This is a genomic window from Fluviibacter sp., from assembly GCF_057744235.1.
Window position 1 is genome coordinate 62322 of sequence record NZ_JBIJFP010000001.1, and the last position, 21566, is coordinate 83887.

17 protein-coding genes are annotated in these 21566 nt (G+C 57.6%); 11 read left to right on the forward strand and 6 right to left on the reverse strand.

Features of this window, described 5'->3' with window-relative positions; all coding sequences use genetic code 11:
* Positions 1-16: 16 nt before the first annotated feature.
* The 4 genes from AC3GOJ_RS00265 to AC3GOJ_RS00280 form a co-directional block, all read right to left on the reverse strand.
* Entirely contained in the window at positions 17-3361 is a 3345-nt protein-coding gene (locus AC3GOJ_RS00265) for a transglutaminase family protein (RefSeq protein WP_488235446.1), read from the reverse strand.
* A 90-nt stretch (positions 3362-3451) separates the two neighbouring features.
* A complete protein-coding gene (locus AC3GOJ_RS00270) occupies positions 3452-4273 on the reverse strand; it encodes a proteasome-type protease (RefSeq protein ID WP_488235447.1) in 822 nt (273 codons plus the stop codon).
* 34 nt (positions 4274-4307) lie between these two features.
* Entirely contained in the window at positions 4308-5273 is a 966-nt protein-coding gene (locus tag AC3GOJ_RS00275; RefSeq protein ID WP_488235448.1) for an alpha-E domain-containing protein, read from the reverse strand.
* 48 nt (positions 5274-5321) lie between these two features.
* Entirely contained in the window at positions 5322-6728 is a 1407-nt protein-coding gene (locus AC3GOJ_RS00280; protein ID WP_488235449.1) for a circularly permuted type 2 ATP-grasp protein, read from the reverse strand.
* A gap of 252 nt (positions 6729-6980) precedes the next feature.
* Here AC3GOJ_RS00280 and AC3GOJ_RS00285 point away from each other — a divergent pair, with 252 nt between their 5' ends.
* The 8 genes from AC3GOJ_RS00285 to AC3GOJ_RS00320 all read left to right on the forward strand — a co-directional run bounded on the left by AC3GOJ_RS00285 (position 6981) and on the right by AC3GOJ_RS00320 (position 16028).
* The gene (locus AC3GOJ_RS00285) at positions 6981-7451 is read left to right on the forward strand and encodes a potassium channel family protein (RefSeq protein WP_488235450.1); all 471 of its coding nucleotides are present in this window, start codon (positions 6981-6983) and stop codon (positions 7449-7451) included.
* A 67-nt stretch (positions 7452-7518) separates the two neighbouring features.
* Complete coding sequence (locus AC3GOJ_RS00290; protein WP_488235451.1) at positions 7519-8343, forward strand: undecaprenyl-diphosphate phosphatase; 825 nt, start codon at positions 7519-7521, stop codon at positions 8341-8343.
* A gap of 15 nt (positions 8344-8358) precedes the next feature.
* Complete coding sequence (locus tag AC3GOJ_RS00295) at positions 8359-10404, forward strand: ribonuclease catalytic domain-containing protein (RefSeq protein ID WP_488235452.1); 2046 nt, start codon at positions 8359-8361, stop codon at positions 10402-10404.
* Positions 10405-10451: 47 nt separating this feature from the next.
* Positions 10452-11255: a TonB family protein gene (locus tag AC3GOJ_RS00300; protein ID WP_488235453.1), complete on the forward strand. Its 804-nt coding sequence runs from the start codon at positions 10452-10454 to the stop codon at positions 11253-11255.
* 20 nt (positions 11256-11275) lie between these two features.
* On the forward strand, positions 11276-12139 hold the full coding sequence (gene aroE / locus AC3GOJ_RS00305; RefSeq protein ID WP_488235696.1) for a shikimate dehydrogenase: 864 nt from the start codon (positions 11276-11278) through the stop codon (positions 12137-12139).
* 6 nt (positions 12140-12145) lie between these two features.
* Positions 12146-12868, forward strand: coding sequence for a monofunctional biosynthetic peptidoglycan transglycosylase (gene mtgA, locus AC3GOJ_RS00310; protein WP_488235454.1), 723 nt, complete (start codon positions 12146-12148; stop codon positions 12866-12868).
* 115 nt (positions 12869-12983) lie between these two features.
* Positions 12984-14390: a class II fumarate hydratase gene (gene fumC / locus AC3GOJ_RS00315; protein WP_488235697.1), complete on the forward strand. Its 1407-nt coding sequence runs from the start codon at positions 12984-12986 to the stop codon at positions 14388-14390.
* A 9-nt stretch (positions 14391-14399) separates the two neighbouring features.
* Positions 14400-16028 carry an NAD-dependent malic enzyme gene (locus tag AC3GOJ_RS00320; protein ID WP_488235455.1) on the forward strand — a complete coding sequence of 543 codons (1629 nt, stop codon included), beginning with the start codon at positions 14400-14402 and terminating at the stop codon, positions 16026-16028.
* A 40-nt stretch (positions 16029-16068) separates the two neighbouring features.
* On the opposite strand, the gene AC3GOJ_RS00325 is transcribed toward AC3GOJ_RS00320, so the two are convergent.
* Complete coding sequence (locus tag AC3GOJ_RS00325) at positions 16069-16518, reverse strand: C40 family peptidase (RefSeq protein ID WP_488235456.1); 450 nt, start codon at positions 16516-16518, stop codon at positions 16069-16071.
* 113 nt (positions 16519-16631) lie between these two features.
* Here AC3GOJ_RS00325 and AC3GOJ_RS00330 point away from each other — a divergent pair, with 113 nt between their 5' ends.
* Entirely contained in the window at positions 16632-18125 is a 1494-nt protein-coding gene (locus AC3GOJ_RS00330) for an NAD-dependent succinate-semialdehyde dehydrogenase (RefSeq protein WP_488235457.1), read from the forward strand.
* Positions 18126-18242: 117 nt separating this feature from the next.
* The gene (locus tag AC3GOJ_RS00335) at positions 18243-18683 is read left to right on the forward strand and encodes a MaoC family dehydratase (RefSeq protein WP_488235458.1); all 441 of its coding nucleotides are present in this window, start codon (positions 18243-18245) and stop codon (positions 18681-18683) included.
* A 14-nt stretch (positions 18684-18697) separates the two neighbouring features.
* Here AC3GOJ_RS00335 and rng read toward each other — a convergent pair whose 3' ends face one another.
* A complete protein-coding gene (gene rng, locus AC3GOJ_RS00340; protein ID WP_488235459.1) occupies positions 18698-20158 on the reverse strand; it encodes a ribonuclease G in 1461 nt (486 codons plus the stop codon).
* 55 nt (positions 20159-20213) lie between these two features.
* Between rng and trhP the strand changes: the two genes are divergently transcribed.
* A complete protein-coding gene (gene trhP, locus AC3GOJ_RS00345) occupies positions 20214-21557 on the forward strand; it encodes a prephenate-dependent tRNA uridine(34) hydroxylase TrhP (RefSeq protein WP_488235460.1) in 1344 nt (447 codons plus the stop codon).
* Positions 21558-21566 lie beyond the last annotated feature (9 nt).

Here is a 21566-nt window from a genome sequence, read left to right on the forward strand (position 1 = left end):
ATTTGAACCATCACACTCAGGTCAGACGCAAATCCAGAGTAAACGGGAAATCCGGATTGAGATGATGCGGATTAACCCGCACGTCGCCCGGAGTATGACCGATCCGGAAGAAGCGTGCCAGGCGGCGCGCCTCCGCTTCATAGGCGTTGACCGGGAAAGTATCGTAGTTCCGCCCACCCGGATGAGCAACATGGTACTGGCAACCACCCACCGAACGATGCATCCAAGTATCGACGACATCAAAGGTCAGCGGCGCATGGACACCAATCGTGGGATGCAGACAATTGGGCGGCTGCCAGGCACGGTAACGCACCCCAGCCACAAACTCGCCCTGCACACCGGTCGGATGTAACGGCACGGCCTCGCCATTGCAGGTCACGACGTGGCGTCCTTCCACAAATCCATTCACCTTGATCTGAATACGTTCCAGGGAGGAATCAACATAACGAACCGTGCCGCCGCCCCCACCCTCTTCCCCCATAACATGCCAGGGCTCCAGAGCAACACGCAGATCCAGCCGCACATTATTCACATCCATCTCGCCAATATGCGGGAAGCGGAATTCATAATGCGGCGCGAACCACTCGGCTTTGAAAGCATAGCCCGACTGATTCAGCTCTTCAATCACATCACACAGATCCGACCAGACAAAGTGCGGAAGCATGAAACGGTCATGCAGACCCGTACCCCAACGCACGAGGCTTGATGGTTGATAGGGTGTCTGCCAGAACCGCGCCACCAAAGCCCGCATCAGCAGTTGTTGCGCCAGGCTCATCCGGGCATGGGGCGGCATTTCAAAAGCCCGCATTTCCAGCAGACCCAAGCGGCCGGTCGCGCCATCCGGCGAATACAGCTTATCAATGCAGAACTCGGCCCGGTGTGTATTGCCCGTCACATCCACCAGCAGGTTGCGCAAAACCCGATCAACCATCCAAGGCGGCACATTATGGAACAAGCTGTTCTGGCGACGCAACTCTTCAAAAGCCACTTCCAGCTCCCGCACGGATTCGTGGCGCGCTTCATCCACACGCGGTGCCTGGCTGGTGGGTCCGATAAAGAGCCCCGAAAACAGATAGGACAGCGCCGGATGGTTATGCCAATAAGCCACCATGCTGGCGAGCAAATCGGGCCGGCGCAGAAAAGGCGAATCGTTCGGGGTCGCGCCACCCAACACAAAGTGGTTGCCGCCCCCCGTGCCGGTATGCCGGCCGTCCAGCATGAATTTCTCGGTGGATAGCCGCGTCTGATGTGCAGCTTCGTACAAGAAATTGGTGTGGTGGGTCAGTTCATCCCAGCTCGTCGCCGGCTGAACGTTCACTTCAATCACACCCGGATCCGGTGTCACGCGTAAGACCGTCAGACGCATATCCCGAGGTGGCTCATAGCCTTCGATGATGACGGGAAGACCCATGGCCTCTGCCGTATTTTCCACGGCTGCCAGCACTTCTAGATAATCCTCTAGGCACCCTGTCGGAGGCATGAAGACATAAAGTTTGCCATGACGAGGTTCCGCGCACATGGTAGTACGTGTAATCCACGCCGCCGATTCGAACATCTTCGGTTTTTTTAGGGCTTCCAGCGGGTCGCTCGTGATCGGATACATGCTCGATCCATCGGTTTTTTCCGCAGCCGAATGGGTCGCACCGCCAACGCGTACACGCAGTTGTGCATGGCTGGGCAACGGTGGCTGTGCCACCGTCGGATCCGGTGGGTTCACATACGGAAAATCGCTGCGACTGCACCAGGGTTGCGAGTCTAAAGGCAAGCGATATCCAACCGGCGAGTCCCCGGGAATCAGATAACAGCGCTCATCCCGGAGAAACCACGGGCCACTGATCCAGCGCTCGGCACCATCGCTGCGGGCAATCGGCAACGCATAACCAATGATTGACTCCAGACCTTGCATGTACACCTTACGCAGTCGATCGCGTTCGAGTTCATCATCCAGACGTGAATCAAATGGATCGACATTTTCCGGCAACCGGCGTTCACGCCACAGGTAGTACCAGACATCTTCAAATGCAGGAAACACCCACTTCGGCATCACACCGAGCCGCTCGGCAACACCTCGTAGGAATGCGCCAGCATCCTCCGCTGTCACGCCATAATCCAGCGACTCATCGGCCACCAGATTGGGATTCAGCCAGAGCGGTTCGCCGTCCTTGCGCCAGAAGATATTGAGCGACCACCGCGGCAACTGCTCACCCGGATACCACTTCCCCTGACCATAGTGACGTAAGCCATACGGCGCATATTCATCGCGCAGTTTATCGAGCAATGAGGCACCCAGAAATCGCTTGGTCGGCCCCATGGCTTCCGTATTCCATTCGGCGCCATCCCGATCATCCACCGAAACGAAGGTGGGCTCCCCGCCCTGGGTCAGCCGCACATCAAGGCGTTGCAGATCCGCATCGACCTCACTACCCATGGCATCGATTTCTAACCAGGATTCTTCCGTATAGGGTTTGGTGACTCGCGGCGCTTCCCAGATCCGTGTGACCTGCATGCTGTGTTCAAATTCGCACTCACACTCATCCAGCGCCCCGGTGACGGGCGCTGCCGAGCCCGGATCCGGCGAACAGGCGACAGGAATGTGACCTTCCCCGGCCAACAACCCCGAAGTGGGATCAAAACCAATCCAGCCGGCACCGGGCAGATAGACTTCACACCAGGCATGCAGATCAGTAAAATCAACTTCTGGGCCAGATGGGCCATCCAGCGATTTCATATCTGGTGCTAGCTGAATCAGATAGCCCGATACAAAGCGCGCAGCAAACCCCAGGTGCCGCAACAGCTGAACCAGTAACCACGCCGAATCGCGGCAGGACCCCGACCGTTTGGTGAGCGTTTCCTCCGGCGCTTGCACGCCCGGTTCCATACGAATGGTGTAACGGATGTCTTGTTGCAAGCGCTGATTCAGACCGACCAGAAAATCAATCGTCCGCACCTTCTCGTGCGGAATTGTCGACAAATAAGCACTGAAAGCTGGCGTCGGCGTCAGGCAGGCACGATAGGGCTGTAGCTCATGCGCCTGTTCTATCGGATAGGAGAATGGAAACTCTTCTGCTTCGGGCTCCAAAAAGAAGTCGAAGGGGTTATGGACGGCCATTTCAGCCACGAAATCGACCTCGATACGAAACTCGGAAGTCTTCTCCGGGAAGACCATGCGTGCCAGGTAGTTGGCCTGGGGATCTTGCTGCCAGTTGATGAAATGCTCACCGGGCACAACGCGCATGGAATAGCTGAGAATCCGCGTGCGGGCGTGCGCACAGGGTCTCAGGCGAATAATCTGTGGTCCCAGATTAATGGGACGATCATAACGATAGTGGGTAACGTGATTGAGGGCAACATGGATCGACACAGGACAGCTCCAGCGAGGTCATTAGGACACTCATCTCTACGCAAAAGCTGTGCCAACAAGGCGCAAGAGGCGGCACCCTGGCCGCCCCTTTTACTGCTGACCGGCGAGGGTCTGTATCGAGTGTGTGGGCCTTGTTTCCATGGCATTGCCTACACGCAAGGACACCAACCGGGCTTCTTCCGCACTGGTCTCTGTCCAAACAGGATTGGGCAGGGCACTGAACACCTCTTTCAGCTTCTCGCCCCACAACTGATGCACATTATTGAAGTAACTATTACCCGCATCGATATGACTGAAGTGGGTGATCTCCAGACTGTCTGTTTTGTAGACCAGCATATCCAGCGGTAGACCCACCGACAGATTCGAGCGCAGCGTGGAATCCATGGAGATGAGGGCACACTTGGCCGCATCGCCTAGCGAGGTCTCCGGACGGATCACACGATCAAGAATCGGTTTACCGTATTTCGATTCACCAATTTGTAGATAAGGCCTTTCTTCCGCACATTCAATGAAATTACCCGCAGAGTAAACTTCAAAAATGCGGCAGCGTTCCAGACCAATCTGCCCCCCCACGATAAGGCTGCAGTTAAAATCAATGCCAAACTGCTGCAAGGCCTTTGCATCACGATGGTGCACAAAGCGCACGGCTTCGCCCACGCACTGGGCGACTTCATACATGGTCTGTGCCGCCAGCAAGCCCTTGTCGGTTTCCATGATTTCGGCCAGATGCTGACGCACCGCCTGGGTAATCGCCAGATTACCCGCTGACATCATGACAATCACGCGATCACCCGGCCGCTCGACCAGGCTCATCTTACGAAATGTACTGATCTGATCGATGCCAGCATTGGTCCGGGCATCCGACAGAAACACGAGACCGGCATTCAGCCGGAGAGCAACGCAATAAGTCATAAGCGATCAGGTCGTAAAGCTGTGAAGCCGTGGGTTAGAGAACCAGAAAATCCTGGCGAATTCTAACCCCCAGATCATCAATATCGGCGAGTAATTTCGTGAGCCAGTCATGAAGACCATCGGCGGCGATTTCGTCAATGGTCAGATAACGTAGGGTCGCCGCCAATTTACCGGCACGACGACGGGTTTCTCGCGAATTACCGTTACCCACATTTTCAAGATTAGCAACAATTTCGTTGACACACGACGCAATTGAACGCGGCATATCTTTATTAAGGATCAACAGCTCGGCCACACGGCTACCACTGATCGTGTCACGATAGACCTTGCGATAGGCTTCAAAGGCAGATAGCGAACGCAATACCGCCTCCCAGTGATAGAACTCACGCACCGCGTGCTCGGGGTCGTCCGGATCCAGCAGACCTGCTTTGGCATCCTGTTGTTCGATATCCTGGAAGCGCAGGTCGATCATGCGGGCTGTACTATCCGCGCGCTCAATAAAAGTGCCCAATCGAATAAAGCGGAACGCTTCATCCTTGAACATAGTGCCGATGGTGATGCCGCGCGACAGGTGCGAACGCATTTGCACCCACTCAAAGAACTTGCCCGGCTCGCTGAGCGGCAAGCCCTCGCCACAAAGCTCGAGAAACTCCAGCCAGGTGCTGTTCATGGTTTCCCACATACCCGTCGTAATCTGGCCGCGCACAGCCCGGGCATTTTCACGGGCATTATGAAGACTACACCAGATCGAGGAGGGGTTATCTTCATCCAGCACCATGAATCGGATTACCGATTCCGGATTCACATCGCCAAATTTTTTCTGATATACCGGCAAGAGTTCGGCGAGGCCCAGCATCCCGGCCAGACTGGCGGCAGCTTCCCGTTGCTGCCCTGGCAACAGTGATTGCTGCAAACCTATGTCAATTAGGCGGGCCGTATTCTCGGCACGCTCGGTATAGCGCGCCATCCAGTACAGACTATCAGCGGTGCGGGAAAGCATGAGACTTCCTTAAAATAAACAGCACAAACCAGACAAATGACGGATACATCACTCAGCAGCGACCCAGGTATCTTTGGTGCCGCCACCTTGTGATGAGTTGACAACCAGAGAGCCTTCCTTGAGGGCGACGCGTGTCAAACCACCGGGTACCATACGGACACCGGAAGGCGAGGTCAGCACAAAGGGGCGCAAGTCGATATGGCGGGGGGCGATTCCCTTTTCAACCATCGTCGGACAGGTCGACAATGACAGCGTCGGCTGCGCGATGTACGCGTCCGGGTGTGCTACCAGCTTGGCGCGGAACTCGGCAATTTCGGCTTTGGAAGCGGCGGGACCAATCAGCATGCCGTACCCCCCAGCGCCGTGTACCTCTTTGACCACCAGCTTCTCCAGGTTATCCAGCACATACTTGAGCGAATCCGGCTCAGAACAGATGTGTGTCGGCACATTGTGCAGAATCGGCTCCTGGCCCAGATAAAAACGGATCATGTCCGGGACATAGGGGTAGATCGACTTATCATCGGCAACCCCGGTGCCAATCGCGTTAGCCAGCGTCACCCGCCCCGCGCGATAGGCCCGCATCAACCCGGGCACGCCCAGCATGGAGTCTTTATTGAATACCTCGGGATCCAGGAAATCATCGTCAATCCGGCGATAAATGACATCCACCCGTTTCTTGCCGTGCGTGGTCTGCATATAAACCGTATCATCCTCGACCACCAGATCCTTGCCTTCGACCAGTTCCACACCCATCTGCTGAGCCAGGAAGGCATGTTCGAAATAGGCCGAATTGTAGAGCCCCGGTGTCATGACGACTACCGTCGGATCCTCCAGTGAATCCGGCGCGCCCTGACGCAGGGTTTCGAGCAGCAGATCGGGGTAGTGCGCCACCGGGGCAATCCGGTGTGCACCAAACAGGTCGGGGAATAACCGCATCATCATCTTGCGGTTTTCCAGCATGTACGAAACCCCCGATGGCACACGCAGATTGTCTTCCAGTACATACCATTCGTTTTCGCCAACGCAGACCAGGTCAATGCCGGCGATCATGGCGTAGATGCCGGATGGCACATCCAGCTCCAGCATTTCCTTGCGGAACTGCGCGTTCCCGAGCACACGGTTGGCCGGAATAATGCCGGCCCGCAGGATGTCGCCGCGTCCGTAGACATCCTTGAGGAACAGATTGAGTGCCTGTACACGCTGCGCGAGCCCTTTTTCCAGTCGCGCCCAGTGCGAGGCGGGAATGATGCGCGGCACCAGATCAAAAGGAATCAGTCGCTCGGTACCGACATCGTCGCCATAGACGGAAAAGGTAATCCCCACCTGGCGAAACAAATGGTCCGCCTCGGCCTTTTTACTTTCGAGAAAACCCGACTCCCGGCGCGCTTTCCAGCGCTCAAACCCGGTGTAGTGCGGACGTACCTCGCCACTTTCCAGCAACATTTCATCAAACATGGTCATCCTCGCATCGGCGAATAAATATCACTCTGACCAATACAAGAAACGTGCCAACAGGAATATGCACCGGTGACAAGCAAAACACCGATGGCATTCGCGCTTTTCCCGTCAGATCCGCGCAAGGATGGTGCATCAAAAAATTCGCGCCCGATGCGCCGCCCTCTTCTGGTGCACCCCCAGCGCACGAGATCGGGAATCCTGCCGAACAATGCTACGATGGCAAAACCTCTTTACTCCTTTGCATCGTCCATGCACTCTCTGCTGCCCTGGGTTCTGAATGGCACACTGATCGCTGCGGCTGTCTTCATTCATTACGAGACGCTGTACAGCATGGCACGCCATCTGCCGAATCTGACCAATGTGCCGCCCAGATACCGCGTACTTCTGGGCGTCTTTGTCATTCTGGTCGCCCATGCGGTCGAAATATGGGTCTTTGCGCTGGGCTATTACGCCATGGTGCATCTGGGTCTGGGAAACCTGTTTGGCATGACCACCCCCGACCTGCTCGGTGATTGCGTCTATCTGTCCTGGATTTCATTCACCACCGTCGGCTTTGGCGATGTTGCCGCCAACGGCGACTTACGCTTTTTGCCCGGTCTGGAAGCACTGACCGGCTTCGTACTCATCACCTGGTCGGCCTCTTTTCTCTTCATCGAGATGCAAAAATTCTGGCCCATGGCCAAACACGTGGAACACCACCCGGAAAACCACGACCATTAAGGCAGAGGGTGGCGGCTGCCGGATGTTAGAATCCACCCTGATTTTTTGCCTATAAAGCTCACTCCGCATGGACACTCTGCTGCTGCTCAAGGCTCTCATTCTCGGCGTTGTCGAGGGTCTGACCGAATTCCTGCCTATTTCTTCGACCGGCCATCTGATTCTGGCGGGCGACCTGCTGAACTTCAATGATGACGCGGGCAAGATCTTCGAAATCGTCATTCAATTTGGTGCCATTCTGGCCGTGGTCTGGGAATACCGCGCCCGCCTCTGGGAAACCATCGCCTCTTGTCCAACGAGCCGCAAAGCCCAGCGTTTTCTGCTCAACGTGGGTGTGGCCTTTCTGCCGCTGGCGATTCTGGGCCTGCTCTTCCACAAAACCATCAAGGCGCACCTGTTCAACCCGATCTCCGTCGCCACCGCCTTTATTGTCGGTGCACTGTTTATTTTCTGGGCAGAAAAGCGGGCGCATCGGATCCGCGTACCTTCGGTCGATGATATGACCGTCAAAGACGCCCTGATGCTGGGCTGCATCCAGGCCTTGGCACTGATCCCGGGAACCTCCCGTTCCGGTGCCACCATCATCGGGGGCCTGCTCATGGGCCTGTCACGCAAAGCGGCGACCGAGTTCTCCTTCTTCCTGGCCATTCCAACGCTGGGCGTTGCCACGATTTACCAGGTGTACAAAGAGTGGGCGACGATCCAGAACACCGATCTCAGCATGTGGGCCGTCGGTTTCATCTCCGCTTTTATTTCGGCCTTCCTCTGTATCCGCTGGTTGTTGCGCTATATCACCACGCATAACTTCATCATCTTTGCCTGGTATCGCATCATTTTCGGTCTGATCGTGCTGATCACCGCCTACACTGGCGTTGTCAGCTGGTCCGCCCACTAAGCGAGCATATTCCCCATGAGTGAGCACGTCCTCTTCGAGGAAAACGGTACCTTTCGCGCGGCCACCGTGCAGTCCGATCAGAACACCGCCCTGCAGGTCGAACTGCCCGGCGGCAAACGCCAGAAGATCAAAGCAGCACAGGTGCTGCTGCGCTTCCGCGACCCCTCCCCGGCCCAACTGCTACCGGGCGCGGAACCCCTGGGGGCCGACATGGATCCGGCCTTCCTCTGGGAATGCGCCCCTGAAGCGGAGTTCAGTTTTATCGATTTGGCCGCCGACTATTACGGTCACGCGCCCTCAGCGATTGAATCCACAGCGTTGCTCCTGGCCATACAGAACGCGCCCCTCTACTTTCATCGCCGCGGTAAAGGTCTATTTCGCCGCGCCCCGCCCGAGATCCTGAAAGCCGCACTGGCCGGTGCCGAAAAGAAACGCCTGCAGGCAGAGGCCATTGAACGCATGGTGGCCGAACTGGTCGCCGGCACGCTGCCAGAAACGCTGATCGATCAAATCGATGCCCTGCTGGTACAACCAGACCGCAACCGGCCGGAAGTCAAAGCCTTCGAAGCCGCCTGTGAACAAACCCGGGAATCCCCGGCAGCGCTGCTGCTCCGCTGTGGTGCATTTCCAGACGCCTATCACTGGCACTTCCGCCGCTTTGCCGCCGAGCGCTTTCCCAAAGGCATCGGTTTTCCGGAATTGCCGACAGCAGCCCCTTATGGCGAGCTACCCTTGGCCGATGTGCAGGCGGTATCGATTGATGATGCGAGCACCACGGAAATTGATGACGCGCTTTCAGTCACCCGTTTGCCCGGTATCGGCTGGCGCTTCGGTATTCACATTGCTGCACCGGGCCTGGGCATTCTGCCCGGTTCACCGCATGATGCCGTGGCCCGTGCCCGCCTTTCCACGGTCTACATGCCCGGCCACAAGATCACCATGCTGCCCGACAGTCTGGTCGAATCTTTTACACTGGCGGCTGGCCGCGCCTGCCCGGCACTCTCACTGTACGTGACAACCAGCGACGACTTCGAAATTGTTAGCCACGAATCCCGGGTTGAACGCGTACCGATTGCCGCTAATCTGAGGCTGCACGAGATCGAGCCGCATATGGCACTCGATCAGCTAAACGCCGGACAGACACCCGCTTGCCCGCATGGTGACACCCTCCTTACGCTCTGGCGCTTTGCCGCCGCCTGTGCCGGTCGCCGTGGCAAACCTTCGGCCCAGGCCGGCCTGCACGACTACCACTACCAGATCGACGGCCCGTTGCATGACAAGCAGACTGGTACCATTCTTGATCCCGCCGCTTGCAGCGTGCACATCGAAGCGCGCAAACGCGGTAGCCCGGTCGACATGCTCGTGGCAGAACTAATGATTCTGGCCAATGCCACGTGGGGCCAGCTACTGGCTGACCACGGGGTCCCCGGCCTCTATCGAGGTCAAGTGGCCGGCAAAGTGCGCATGACCACCTCTGCGATCCCCCACGAAGGTCTGGGCGTCGCTTGCTACGCCTGGAGTACCTCGCCACTGCGCCGCTACGCCGACCTGATCAACCAGTGGCAACTGATTGCCGTACTGACCGGTAAGCCCCCCGCCTTTGCCCCGCGCTCGGCCGAACTCTTTGCCGCCATGCGAGATTTCGATCTGACGTATGCCGGCTACGCCGATTTCCAGCGCCGCATGGAACGTTACTGGTGCTTACGCTGGTTGCAGCAAACCTCAACCACTCAAGTGGCCGGCACGCTGATGCGCAACGCCCCGAACGTCCGGGTCGACGACTTGCCATTGGTGGTACAGGTGCCCAGTGCGCCGGAACTGCCACCGGGTAGTCGTATCCAACTCACGCTCGGCGCACCAGATCTTCTGGAACTGAGTGTGCACAGCCGCTTTGATGCCGTGCTCTCGGATCAGGCTAACCCGGCTGATGAAGCGCTGGCACTGCTGGACGAAGTGCCGGTGGAGGAAGCCCTGGCCGATGCCGAAGAAGCCGAGGCGACAGGCGCGGATGGCCCGCCGGTTGATCCGGCACCAAACAGTCAGAGCACCGTCTCGCCATAGGCACACCAGCGCTCCGCCTGAACGACTACAATAAGCAGATGTCTGCGGTGCACGACTCTCCTCAACCCGCTCTGCTGAACGGCGAACCGGAACACTGGTCTCCCAAGCCGTTAGGCTGGCGTTTGCTGTTTAATGACCGGTTGCTCTGGCTGGCCTTAGGATTATCGGTGGTCGCCCACATCGTTTTGCTCGCCCCGCGCTATGGCATCAAACTCCCGGAGCGCAGTGACCGCACCATCAACGTGACGTTCCGGACAGCCAGCCAACCCATAGCCCGAGCGGCAGCGCCTGACACAACCGTTGCCGCTAAAGCAAAACCTCCGGCCCGAGAACGGCAAAAACCCCGCACGGCGGCCATCAAACCGGCACCACCCACCACTGCCTTGCCCAGCACCCATCCGAAGTTATCCACGCCACAGCTCCCCCCGCTGTCCCCGGCCGAGCTTTTGGCCGGCAGTGGTGCACCGAACGCTGGTACAACAGGCAGCCCTAGCGGCGGCCGTCGCGTCACGCTGACACCCAACATGAAGGATTACCGCTACAGCCAGTATTTGTCTGACTGGCGGATGAAAGTGGAACGCATCGGTGCCATGAACTACCCGGAAGAAGCGCGCGGCCGATTTTTTGGCTCGCTCGTCCTATCCGTTGCCTTACGGCCCGACGGCAGCGTCGACCGCATCATCGTGATTCGCTCATCGGGGAACAAGGTGCTGGATGACGCCGCTAAACGGATTGTGATGATGGCCGCCCCCTTTGCCCCCTTCCCGCCGGACATCCGCAAAGAAACGGATTACCTGGACATTACCCGCACCTGGACCTTTACCCGGGGCGACACACTGGAAAGCCGATGACCGACCCCAGGACATACCCTCTGGATCGTTACGCCGTACTTGGCCACCCGATCCACCATTCCATGTCGCCCAGAATTCATACCGCATTTGCCACGCAAACTGGGCAAAACCTCAGCTATGAGGCGATGGATATCACACCGGAAGCACTGACTAGCCGCCTGGCTCATTTGCCCGACGAAGGCTTTCGGGGTGTCAACATCACGGTACCGCACAAAGAAGCGGCATGGGCCTATGCCGAGGCGCACGGGCACCTCACCGAGCGCGCGGCGCTGGCTGGCGCGGTCAATACTTTGGCCTGGAACAAAGAGGGTCTGCTCGGTGACAACACGGATGGCCAGGGACTGCTGAATGACCTGCAGCAGCGTCACCAGTGCAGGCTGGCCAGCCAACGGATTCTGCTCCTAGGTGCCGGTGGTGCCACACGTGGCGTGATCCTGCCCTTGCTGGCCGCGCAACCCGCAGCACTGACCATTGCCAACCGTACAGCCCCCCGTGCCGAAGGGCTTGCCACACTGTTTGCCACACAGGCCGCCCAAGTCGGTTGTGACCTGCGGGGCTGCGGACTTGAAGCCCTTGCCGCCCTCGTTCGCACCCAGGGGCCGTTCGATGTCGTAATCAACGCGACCAGCGCCAGCCTCAGCGGCGAAGCCATCTCTCTGCCTGCCGGCACCCTGACTCAGGATGCTTTTGCTTACGACATGATGTACGGTAAAACCCTGACCCCCTTTCTGGCGGCACAAAAGGCTGCCGGTGTCTTGCATCTGGCCGATGGCCTCGGCATGCTGGTCGAACAGGCCGCTGTCGCTTTCGCACTCTGGCGCGGCGTCGCGCCCGCAACGGCACCCGTCTACCAGGCCCTGCGGACCTCTCTGCAACAAAAGTAATCTTTCATGCCCCCCCGCAAACCCCGTCGATCAGGATCGGGCTGGATCCGTCGGATGCTGCTCATCGGCATCGGCCTCTTTATGCTGGTGCAGCTTTGGTTTTTTGCCTGGGTCGTGGTCTGGAAAGTCACGGAGCCCGGCCCGACACAGTTCATGAAGATCCGCCTGGCCGAACTTCAGAAGAAAAACCCCAACGCCAGGCTCCAGCAGACCTGGGTGCCTTATGCCAACATCTCCACAAACTTGAAACGAGCGTTGATTGCCGCCGAAGACAGCAAATTCATGCAGCACCATGGCTTTGACTTGGATGGGATCCAGAAAGCCTTTGAAAAGAACGAAAAACGGGGACGCATCGCCGCCGGCGGTTCCACCATCACGCAGCAACTGGCCAAGAACCTCTTCCTCTGGCCGGAAAAGAGCCTGATTCGTAAAGGCGAAGAGGCGCTGATCACCCTGATGATCGAAAGCACCTGGAGCAAGCGCCGCATCCTCGAGGTCTACATGAACGAGATCGAGTGGGGCACCGGCATCTTTGGTGCCGAAGCGGCTGCCCGCCACTACTTCGGGGTCTCCGCCAGCCAGCTCAGTGAATCCCAGGCGGCGATGCTCGCCGCCATGGTGCCCAGCCCCCAGTACTATGACCGCAAAGGCGAAACCGAAGGGCTGCTGCGCCAGACCGACGTACTGCTTGAGCGCATGAACAAGGTCACCATTCCACCCAATCGGTGAACACACCCACGCCACCACCCAATTCGAACCGGGTTTGATCGTTTGCGCCAAGTGTTCTCCGAGCAGCGTATGATCATCAGGACATACTTTTCGGTGTGGGAGCCTTCTGATGAATATGGCATTCCGAACAGAAACAGACAGCATGGGTACCGTCGAGGTTCCGGCAGACAAGCTGTGGGGCGCACAGACGCAGCGCTCACTGGAACACTTCAGTATCGGCAAGGACCGGATGCCGGTGGAGCTGATCCGCGCCTACGCCGTTCTGAAGAAGGCCGCAGCCCGGATTAATGAAGTCAACCAGCGTTTAGACCCGGCGCTCGCCCGACTCATCGAACAAAGCTGTGACGAAATCCTCACCGGACAGCATGATGACATGTTTCCACTCCATGTATGGATGACCGGCAGTGGCACGCAGTTCAACATGAACGTCAACGAGGTCATTGCCAACCGTTGCAGCCAATTGGCAGGTAAACCACTGGGCAGCAAGCAGCCGGTGCATCCGAACGATCACGTCAATATGTCCCAGTCGTCGAACGACAGCTTTCCAACGGCGATGAGTATGGCGGCCGCCATCGGAACCCAGCACGCGCTTTTGCCGGCAGTCCAAGAGCTGCGGGATGGTCTCGCCCGCAAAGCCGATGCCTGGAAGGGTATCGTCAAGATCGGCCGCACACACATGCAGGACGCCACGCCGCTGACCCTGGGACAGGAGTTCTCGGGTTATGTCGGGATGCTGGATGACAATTTACACCGCATTGATGATGCACTTAACGATGTCTTCCATCTGGCCATCGGCGGCACGGCCGTCGGCACGGGTCTGAATGCCGCCCCCGGATTTGCCGAAGCTATGGCGGCAGAAATCGCCCGGCTGACTGGTCTGCCGTTTGTTTCTGCACCCAACAAATTTACGGTGCAGGGTGCACACGATGCCCTGGTACAACTCTCCGCTACCTTCAAGACTTTGGCGGTATCCCTCTACAAAATTGCCAACGATATCCGCCTGTTGTCCTGCGGCCCACGGGCCGGCTTTGCCGAACTTGATTTACCGGAAAACGAGCCAGGATCTTCCATCATGCCCGGCAAGGTGAATCCGACCCAGGTTGAAGCCCTGTCAATGGTGGCCGTTCAGGTCATGGCGAATGACGTCGCCGTCTCCTTTGGTGGCGCCAGCGGCTATCTGGAAATGAATGTCTACAAACCATTGATCATCCACAACGTCATGGCTTCGATTAATCTGTTGACGGATAGCTGCCTGAACTTCAACCGCTTCCTGGTGCAAGGTACCGAGCCGAATCTGCGGAACATCCAGTCACATCTGGATCGTTCTCTGATGCTGGTCACAGCTCTCGCCCCGGTCATCGGCTATGACAAAGCTGCTGACATTGCGCATCAGGCACTGAAGCATGACCTGACCCTGAAAGAGGCCGCGATTGCTTCAGGATCCATTTCAGAAGCCGAGTTTGACCGTATCGTCGACCCATCCAAAATGGTTTATCCCTATATCGCCACCCCAAACGCCTAAGGAATCCGCATGACAACTCAAGAAAAAGGGTTCGCGCTGTTCCATGACCCACTCCACAATCGTGGCTCCGCATTCACACAGGCGCAGCGCGCAGCCCACGAGCTGGAAGGCTTGCTACCACCGGCTGTCGACACGCTTGAAACACAGATGGCACGGATTCATCTGCAACTCGATGCCCTGGATTCCGATCTACAGAAGTACTTGCTGTTATCCGATCTGCAAGCCAGAAACCAGACTTTGTTTTTTGCAGTCGTCATGTCGGACCCCGCCACCTTTATGCCACTGGTCTACACGCCCACCGTTGGTGAGGCCTGCCAGAAATTTGATCATTTCTACCGCGCACCCCGCGGCGTCTATCTGCCCATGACGGCCAAAGGCCGATTACAGTCGCTGCTGTCCAACTGGCCTCAGAAGGACATCCGTTTTATTGTGGTCACTGATGGTGAGCGTATTCTCGGCCTCGGTGATCTAGGCGTAAACGGCATGGGCATTCCGGTCGGCAAGCTGTCGCTTTATACCGCGGTGGCCGGCGTACCTCCCGAACTCACCTTGCCTATCACGCTGGATGTGGGCACCAACAACGAACAATATCTGGCAGATCCGCTGTACCTAGGTCTACGCCAACACCGTGTTCGTGGCGCGGAATATGATGCTTTTATTGAAGAGTTTGTGCAGGCCGTTCAGACGTTGTACCCGAAAGCCTGCCTGCAATGGGAAGACTTCGCCAACATCAACGCCGTGCCTATTCTGGATCGCTACAAGGACAAGATCTGCACCTACAACGATGACATCCAGGGCACGGCAGCGGTTGCGCTGGCCGGGATCTACGGTTCCCTACGCATCTCCGGCCAGAAGCTGACCGATCAACGCTTTCTGTTCATGGGCGCCGGTTCAGCCGGCACCGGCATTGCCGAACTGATCAGTGAAGCCATGGTACTGGAAGGGCTGAGCATTGAAGAAGCCCGCGGTCACTGCGCCCTGTTTGACGTGAATGGCCTGCTGGAATCGACCCGATCCGACCTCGCCGATTTCCAGAAGCCTTTTGCCCACGCGCACGCGCCTACTAAAAGCTTTGTGGAGGCCATCGAATCCATCAAACCCACCGCCATTATCGGTGTCAGTACGGTACCCAAGTTGTTCAATCAGCAGGTGATCGAGACCATGTCGCGCATTAACGAGCGGCCGATCATCTTCCCCTACTCCAACCCGACCTCACGTTCCGAATGTACCGCCGAAGAGGCCTACCGCTGGTCTAACGGCAAGGCCATCTTTGCCAGCGGCAGCCCTTTCCCGCCCGTTGAGGTCTATGGTCAGAAGTTTGTGCCGGGCCAAGGCAACAATGTCTATATCTTCCCGGCTATGGGCATGGCCGTCCTGGCTACTGAATCGACACGGGTTACTCAAGCGATGTTCATTGTTGCCGCCAAAGCCGTGGCCGAACAGGTCACACAGGCATCGCTGGATCATGGTTTGATCTACCCACCGCAGTCGCAGATTCTGAATGCCTCCCTGCACACTGCGGCCAAAATCGCCGAGCACATTTTTGATCAGGGACTGGCGCGTGTCCCACGACCTGCAAATATTGAAACGCATATCCGCAGCATGGCCTACAAACCGGTTTATGCATCGGCAGACTAAAATCACTGCATAGGTGAGCCGTTAAAACACGGCTCATCCGTCAATCGAAATAGCTGCGGGCTTCTTCAAAGCGGGCAGCAAACCAGCCCTGATCCAAGCGGTCAATTCGGACTTTTCCCTTGCTGTTCGGCGCATGCACAAAGCGCTGATCACCGATGTAAATTCCCACATGCGAATAGTTAAAGCCACGGGTATTGAAAAACACCAGATCTCCGGGACGAATAGCGGCCGGACTGATCTCCCGGCCTCGTCGTGCCATATCCTTGGCACTCCCTTTGAGCCGATACTCGGCGGCCTGGCCGTATAACCAGCTCACCATGCCGCTGCAGTCCAGACCCGCTTGCGGGTTTTTACCGCCGAACTGGTAACCCGTATCGATCAGATGCATGGCCATGATCGTCACCTCTTGTCCCTGAATCGTAGGCGGCAGATTGTCACCGCCAAAGCGGGTTATCCCTTTGTTACCGGTATTGGCACACCCCACCAGCATCAGCGCAGCCAGTATCCAAAGCGTAGCTCGACAAAGCCACCGGTGTGGGGTAAAACCTTGCCGGTCAGAGGGTCGCGTAGGGAGACAGAACATCATATGATGGAGGATATGTGATGAACACTATTTTTGCTATGTCAAACACTCAAATCAAGTCCAAACTCAAAGATCCTTCCCTGCTCAGATCCACTGCCTACATCAACGGCCAGTGGCTGGCGTCCGAGCACGACTTCGACATTACTGACCCAGGCTCGGGCCAGGTGATTGCCAAAGTTGCCAATCTGGATCAGGACGCCACCCGTCTGGCGGTGGACGCAGCCGCAAGCGCGTTCCCCAGCTGGCGCAAAGTGACGGCCCGCGCCCGGGATACGCTGCTGCGCAGCTGGTATGAGCTCATTCAGGCGAACAAAGAAGATCTGGCGACCCTGATCACTGCTGAAGGGGGCAAAACCTATGCGGAGAGTCTGGGTGAAGTCGCTTACGCAGCCTCTTTCGTCGAATGGTTCTCCGAACAGGCGCGCCGTGTTAATGGTGAGATCCTGCCCTCCAATACCCCCGATAAGCGCTTACTGGTCACCCGCGAACCGGTTGGCGTTTGCGCCGCCATTACCCCGTGGAATTTCCCCGCCGCCATGATCACCCGCAAAGTAGCGCCTGCACTGGCTGTTGGCTGCACTGTCGTGGTCAAACCGGCCGAGCAGACCCCGCTCACTGCCCTGGCACTGGCGGTACTAGCCGAGCGAGCCGGGATTCCGCCCGGCGTATTCAATGTTGTCACCGGGGACGCTGCCGCTGCACCGGCCATCGGGGCCGCACTGACGGGCGATAGCCGAGTCCGCAAACTCTCGTTCACCGGTTCAACCCAGGTCGGACGGCTGCTCATGGCCCAATCGGCACCGAACCTCAAGCGACTTTCACTGGAGCTCGGTGGCAATGCGCCATTCATTGTTTTTGCCGATGCGGATCTGGATGCGGCCGTCGATGGTGCCATCGCCTCCAAATACCGTAACAGCGGCCAGACCTGTGTCTGTGCCAACCGCTTCCTCGTTCATCAGGATGTCATGGATGTCTTTGCTGATAAACTGACCGCCAAAGTGCGTAGCCTGCAGGTGGGCCACGGTTTCGAGGCCGGAGCACAGATCGGGCCACTGATTGATGCCGGCGGTCTGGCCAAAGTGAGTGAGCTCGTGGCGGACGCGGTGTCGCAGGGTGCGACCGTTCTGATCGGTGGCGCTCCGGATACACGTGGCGGCCTCTACTACCAGCCTACCGTCATCAAAGGCGTTGCGCCGCAGATGCGGATGATGCACGAAGAAATCTTCGGGCCGGTTGCCCCGCTCTTTACCTTCTCGAGCGACGATGAGGCCATCCAGTTGGCCAACGCCACCGAGTTCGGTCTGGCTGCTTACTTTTACACGCGCGATTCCGGACGGATCTTCCGAGTCTCGGAAGCACTCGAGTATGGCATGGTTGGCGTCAACACGGGCTTAATGTCGAGCGAAGTCGCCCCCTTTGGCGGGGTCAAGCAGTCTGGCTTCGGACGCGAAGGCTCGCAACAAGGTGTTGATGAGTACCTAAGTACCAAGTACACCTGCCTCGCCATCGAATAAACCCCTCAACGGCCGCAAATCAGGCCGTCACAAAAGATTCATGCCGCAACGCAGCATAAGTTGCTATGATGAATCATTGTCAATTGTTTTTCATTAATTTTAATTCCGAGGTTCACCATGGCCACCATCCGTCCGGCGTTCTACACCGATGAACTGAAAGTCGGCATGACCGCCTTTCAGTCGAAGACGATTACTGAAACCGACATCATTCTGTTTTCGGCGGTCTCAACGGATACCAACGCCATTCACCTGGATGAGGAATACGCCAAAACCACCCGTTTCGGCACCCGCATTGTGCAAGGTTTTCTGACAGCCAGCCTGATCTCGTCGGCCCTGGCCAACCGCCTGCCCGGTCCGGGCACCATCTTTCTTGGACAAAACATGCGCTTTCTCGCTCCGGTGCACCCGGGCGATACCGTCACCGCCACGCTGACCGTACTGGAAGTGGATTACGTCAAGAACAAAGTCCGCATCGAAACCGTGTGTACGGTCGGTGATAAGCGCGTCGTCGATGGCGAGGCGCTGGTCCTGGCACCCGCCCGACCGAAAGAAGACTAAGTCGAACGACGCGCTCAGAGCAGTACGATATCGTGCTGCTCCGGGCCGTAGCCCGACTCACCCTGCAACGAAATCGGCTTGCCGATAAAGTCTGAGGCCATCGCCAAAGCCTGTTCCTCCTCTTCCAGAAAGAGATCCACCACTTTCTGGCTGGCGATCACCCGGTATTCCCGTGCCACGAACTGTCGGGATTCTCGGACCAGTTCGCGCAGAATTTCGTAACAGACGGTACGAGCCGTTTTGACCTGACCACGACCATCACAGGTCGGGCAGGTTTCGCACAAAATGCGCGCCAGCGACTCCCGCGTCCGCTTACGCGTCATTTCCACGAGCCCCAGTGCCGTAAAGCCATTGACCGTCATGCGCATGTGGTCACGGCTCAGGCATTTGTTCAGTTCGGCCAGTACGGCCTCCTGATGCTCGGACTGATCCATATCGATGAAATCGAGAATGATGATGCCGCCTAGATTACGCAGGCGCAACTGACGGGCAATGGCCTGCGCTGCTTCCAGGTTGGTCTTGAAAATGGTTTCGTCAAAATTGCGCACACCGACAAAAGCACCGGTATTCACGTCCACCGTCGTCATAGCTTCCGTCTGATCGATAATCAGATAACCCCCCGACTTCAGATCCACCCGACGTGACAGCGCCCGCTGGATTTCTTCTTCCACCCCATACAGATCAAACAGGGTACGGTCTTCGTTGTAATGCTCCAGCAAATCCCTGATACCCGGCATATAGACTGCCGCGAACTCCTGCAGCTTCTGGAAGGTCTCGCGCGAGTCCACCAGAATGCGCTCGGTTTCCGGATTGGCGAAATCACGCAGCACCCGTTGCGCCAGCGACAGATCCTGATAAATCAGGCCCGGCACAGGTGACGTGGTCATCTGCTGCTTGAGATCCGTCCATAGCTTGCGCAGATAGGTAATGTCATCCTGCAGGGCATTATCGTCCGCAGTTTCGGCAATCGTCCGCAGAATAAAGCCTCCCGCTTCGTCCGCTGGCACCAGACGGGTGAGCCGCTCACGCAAGACCTCCCGCTCCGCCTCATCAATACGCTGTGAGATCCCGATATGTTTTTCCTGCGGCAGATACACCAGCATCCGGCCGGCAATCGACGCTTGCGTCGACAGCCGGGCACCCTTGGTGCCGATCGGATCCTTAATCACCTGCACCAGCAGCGTCTGTCCTTCACTGAGCACCTCCTCAATCGGGCGGCTTTCCCGATTGGCAGCCTCACCCATGCGGGCCTGCCAGATATCCGCCACATGCAGAAAGGCTGTACGCTCCAGGCCGATATCTACAAAGGCCGACTGCATACCTGGCAGAATACGGACGACGCGGCCCAGGTAAATATTACCGACCAGACCCCGCGTTGCATGGCGTTCGACGTGCAGTTCCTGAACAATGCCCTGCTCGAGGATTGCCACCCGGGTTTCCTGCGGTGTGAAATTGATGAGGATACTTTCGGCCATAGGTAGAATGTGCGCCTGACTAATGATTACTGCTGTTGAATAACCGGATTCTACTATGCCGACCTCGACCGAACTGCTCGCCCCCGCCGGATCTCTCGCCATGATGCGCACTGCCTTTGCTTTTGGCGCCGATGCGGTCTATGCCGGCCAACCCCGTTATAGCCTGCGGGTCCGTAATAACGAATTCAGCACGCTGGATGCCCTCAAGGAAGGGATTGACGAAGCCCACGCCCGACAGAAAGCCTTTTATGTGGTGAGTAACATTTCACCGCATAACGCCAAGCTCAAGACCTATCTGGATGATATGGCCCCTGTGGTTGCGCTGAAGCCAGACGCCCTCATCATGGCCGACCCCGGTCTCATTGACATGATTCGTGATCGCTTTCCGGAAGTGCCGGTTCATCTGTCGGTACAGGCCAACACCGTCAATTGGGCGAGCGTGCGCTTCTGGGGCAAGATGGGCATCAAGCGTGTCATTCTGTCGCGCGAACTCTCGCTGGATGAAGTGGCCGAGATCCGCCAGCAGTGCCCGGAGATGGAACTGGAAGTCTTTGTCCATGGCGCTCTGTGTATTGCTTATTCCGGCCGCTGCCTGCTCTCCGGCTACTTCAACCACCGCGATCCGAACCAGGGCACCTGCACCAACTCCTGCCGATGGGACTACAAACTCAAGCCCGACACGGAGGCGGAAGCCACGCCCGGCATGACCGGCAGCAACTTCCCGCCCCTGGTCGTTGAAGAAGCCAATCGGCCCGGCGAACTGATGCCCATCGAAGAAGATGAGCATGGCACCTATATCTTGAACTCCCGAGACCTGCGAGCCATTGAGCACGTGCAGCGTCTCATCGAGATCGGTGTGGATTCGCTCAAGATCGAAGGCCGTACCAAATCGCCCTACTACGTCGCCCGGACCTGTCAGGCCTATCGCCGCGCCATTGAAGATGCCCAAGCCGGTCGCGCGTTCAACCCGCTGCTCATCGGCGAACTCGAAGGCCTGGCTAACCGGGGCTATACCGATGGTTTCTACCAGCGTCACCACGATGCCGACACCCAGAACTATCTGCGCGGCTACTCCGAATCCGGTCGTAGCCAGTATGTCGGCATTACCGAATGGGACGCCGAGCGGCAGGCGCTCCGTGTCGAGGTTAGAAACAAATTTTCGGTCGGTGACTGGCTGGAAGTCATCCACCCGGCGGGTAACCGTATTCTGCAAGTCACCGCCATGCGTGGTCGCGAACAGGAACCGGTTGACGTGGCCCGAGGCGATGGTCACATCGTCTGGATGACCACGCCCGAATGGTCGGCCGACTGTGCGGGTGCCTTCCTGGCCAGACTGCATGATGTGCCGTCCGACGAAATGATTGCCGCATCCCTCTCGGCCACACGTACGGATCGCTAAGCCTTGATG

Bases quoted from the DNA above. Each gene is read 5' to 3' on its own strand.
- AC3GOJ_RS00270 (WP_488235447.1), bottom strand. From the start codon at position 4,273: ATGACTTATTGCGTTGCTCTCCGGCTGAATGCCGGTCTCGTGTTTCTG.
- rng (WP_488235459.1), bottom strand. From the start codon at position 20,158: ATGGCCGAAAGTATCCTCATCAATTTCACACCGCAGGAAACCCGGGTG.
- AC3GOJ_RS00335 (WP_488235458.1), top strand. From the start codon at position 18,243: ATGGCCACCATCCGTCCGGCGTTCTACACCGATGAACTGAAAGTCGGC.
- AC3GOJ_RS00320 (WP_488235455.1), top strand. From the start codon at position 14,400: ATGACAACTCAAGAAAAAGGGTTCGCGCTGTTCCATGACCCACTCCAC.
- trhP (WP_488235460.1), top strand. From the start codon at position 20,214: ATGCCGACCTCGACCGAACTGCTCGCCCCCGCCGGATCTCTCGCCATG.
- AC3GOJ_RS00280 (WP_488235449.1), bottom strand. From the start codon at position 6,728: ATGTTTGATGAAATGTTGCTGGAAAGTGGCGAGGTACGTCCGCACTAC.
- fumC (WP_488235697.1), top strand. From the start codon at position 12,984: ATGGCATTCCGAACAGAAACAGACAGCATGGGTACCGTCGAGGTTCCG.
- AC3GOJ_RS00295 (WP_488235452.1), top strand. From the start codon at position 8,359: ATGAGTGAGCACGTCCTCTTCGAGGAAAACGGTACCTTTCGCGCGGCC.
- AC3GOJ_RS00330 (WP_488235457.1), top strand. From the start codon at position 16,632: ATGAACACTATTTTTGCTATGTCAAACACTCAAATCAAGTCCAAACTC.
- AC3GOJ_RS00275 (WP_488235448.1), bottom strand. From the start codon at position 5,273: ATGCTTTCCCGCACCGCTGATAGTCTGTACTGGATGGCGCGCTATACC.
- mtgA (WP_488235454.1), top strand. From the start codon at position 12,146: ATGCCCCCCCGCAAACCCCGTCGATCAGGATCGGGCTGGATCCGTCGG.
- AC3GOJ_RS00325 (WP_488235456.1), bottom strand. From the start codon at position 16,518: ATGCTGGTGGGGTGTGCCAATACCGGTAACAAAGGGATAACCCGCTTT.
- AC3GOJ_RS00290 (WP_488235451.1), top strand. From the start codon at position 7,519: ATGGACACTCTGCTGCTGCTCAAGGCTCTCATTCTCGGCGTTGTCGAG.
- AC3GOJ_RS00285 (WP_488235450.1), top strand. From the start codon at position 6,981: ATGCACTCTCTGCTGCCCTGGGTTCTGAATGGCACACTGATCGCTGCG.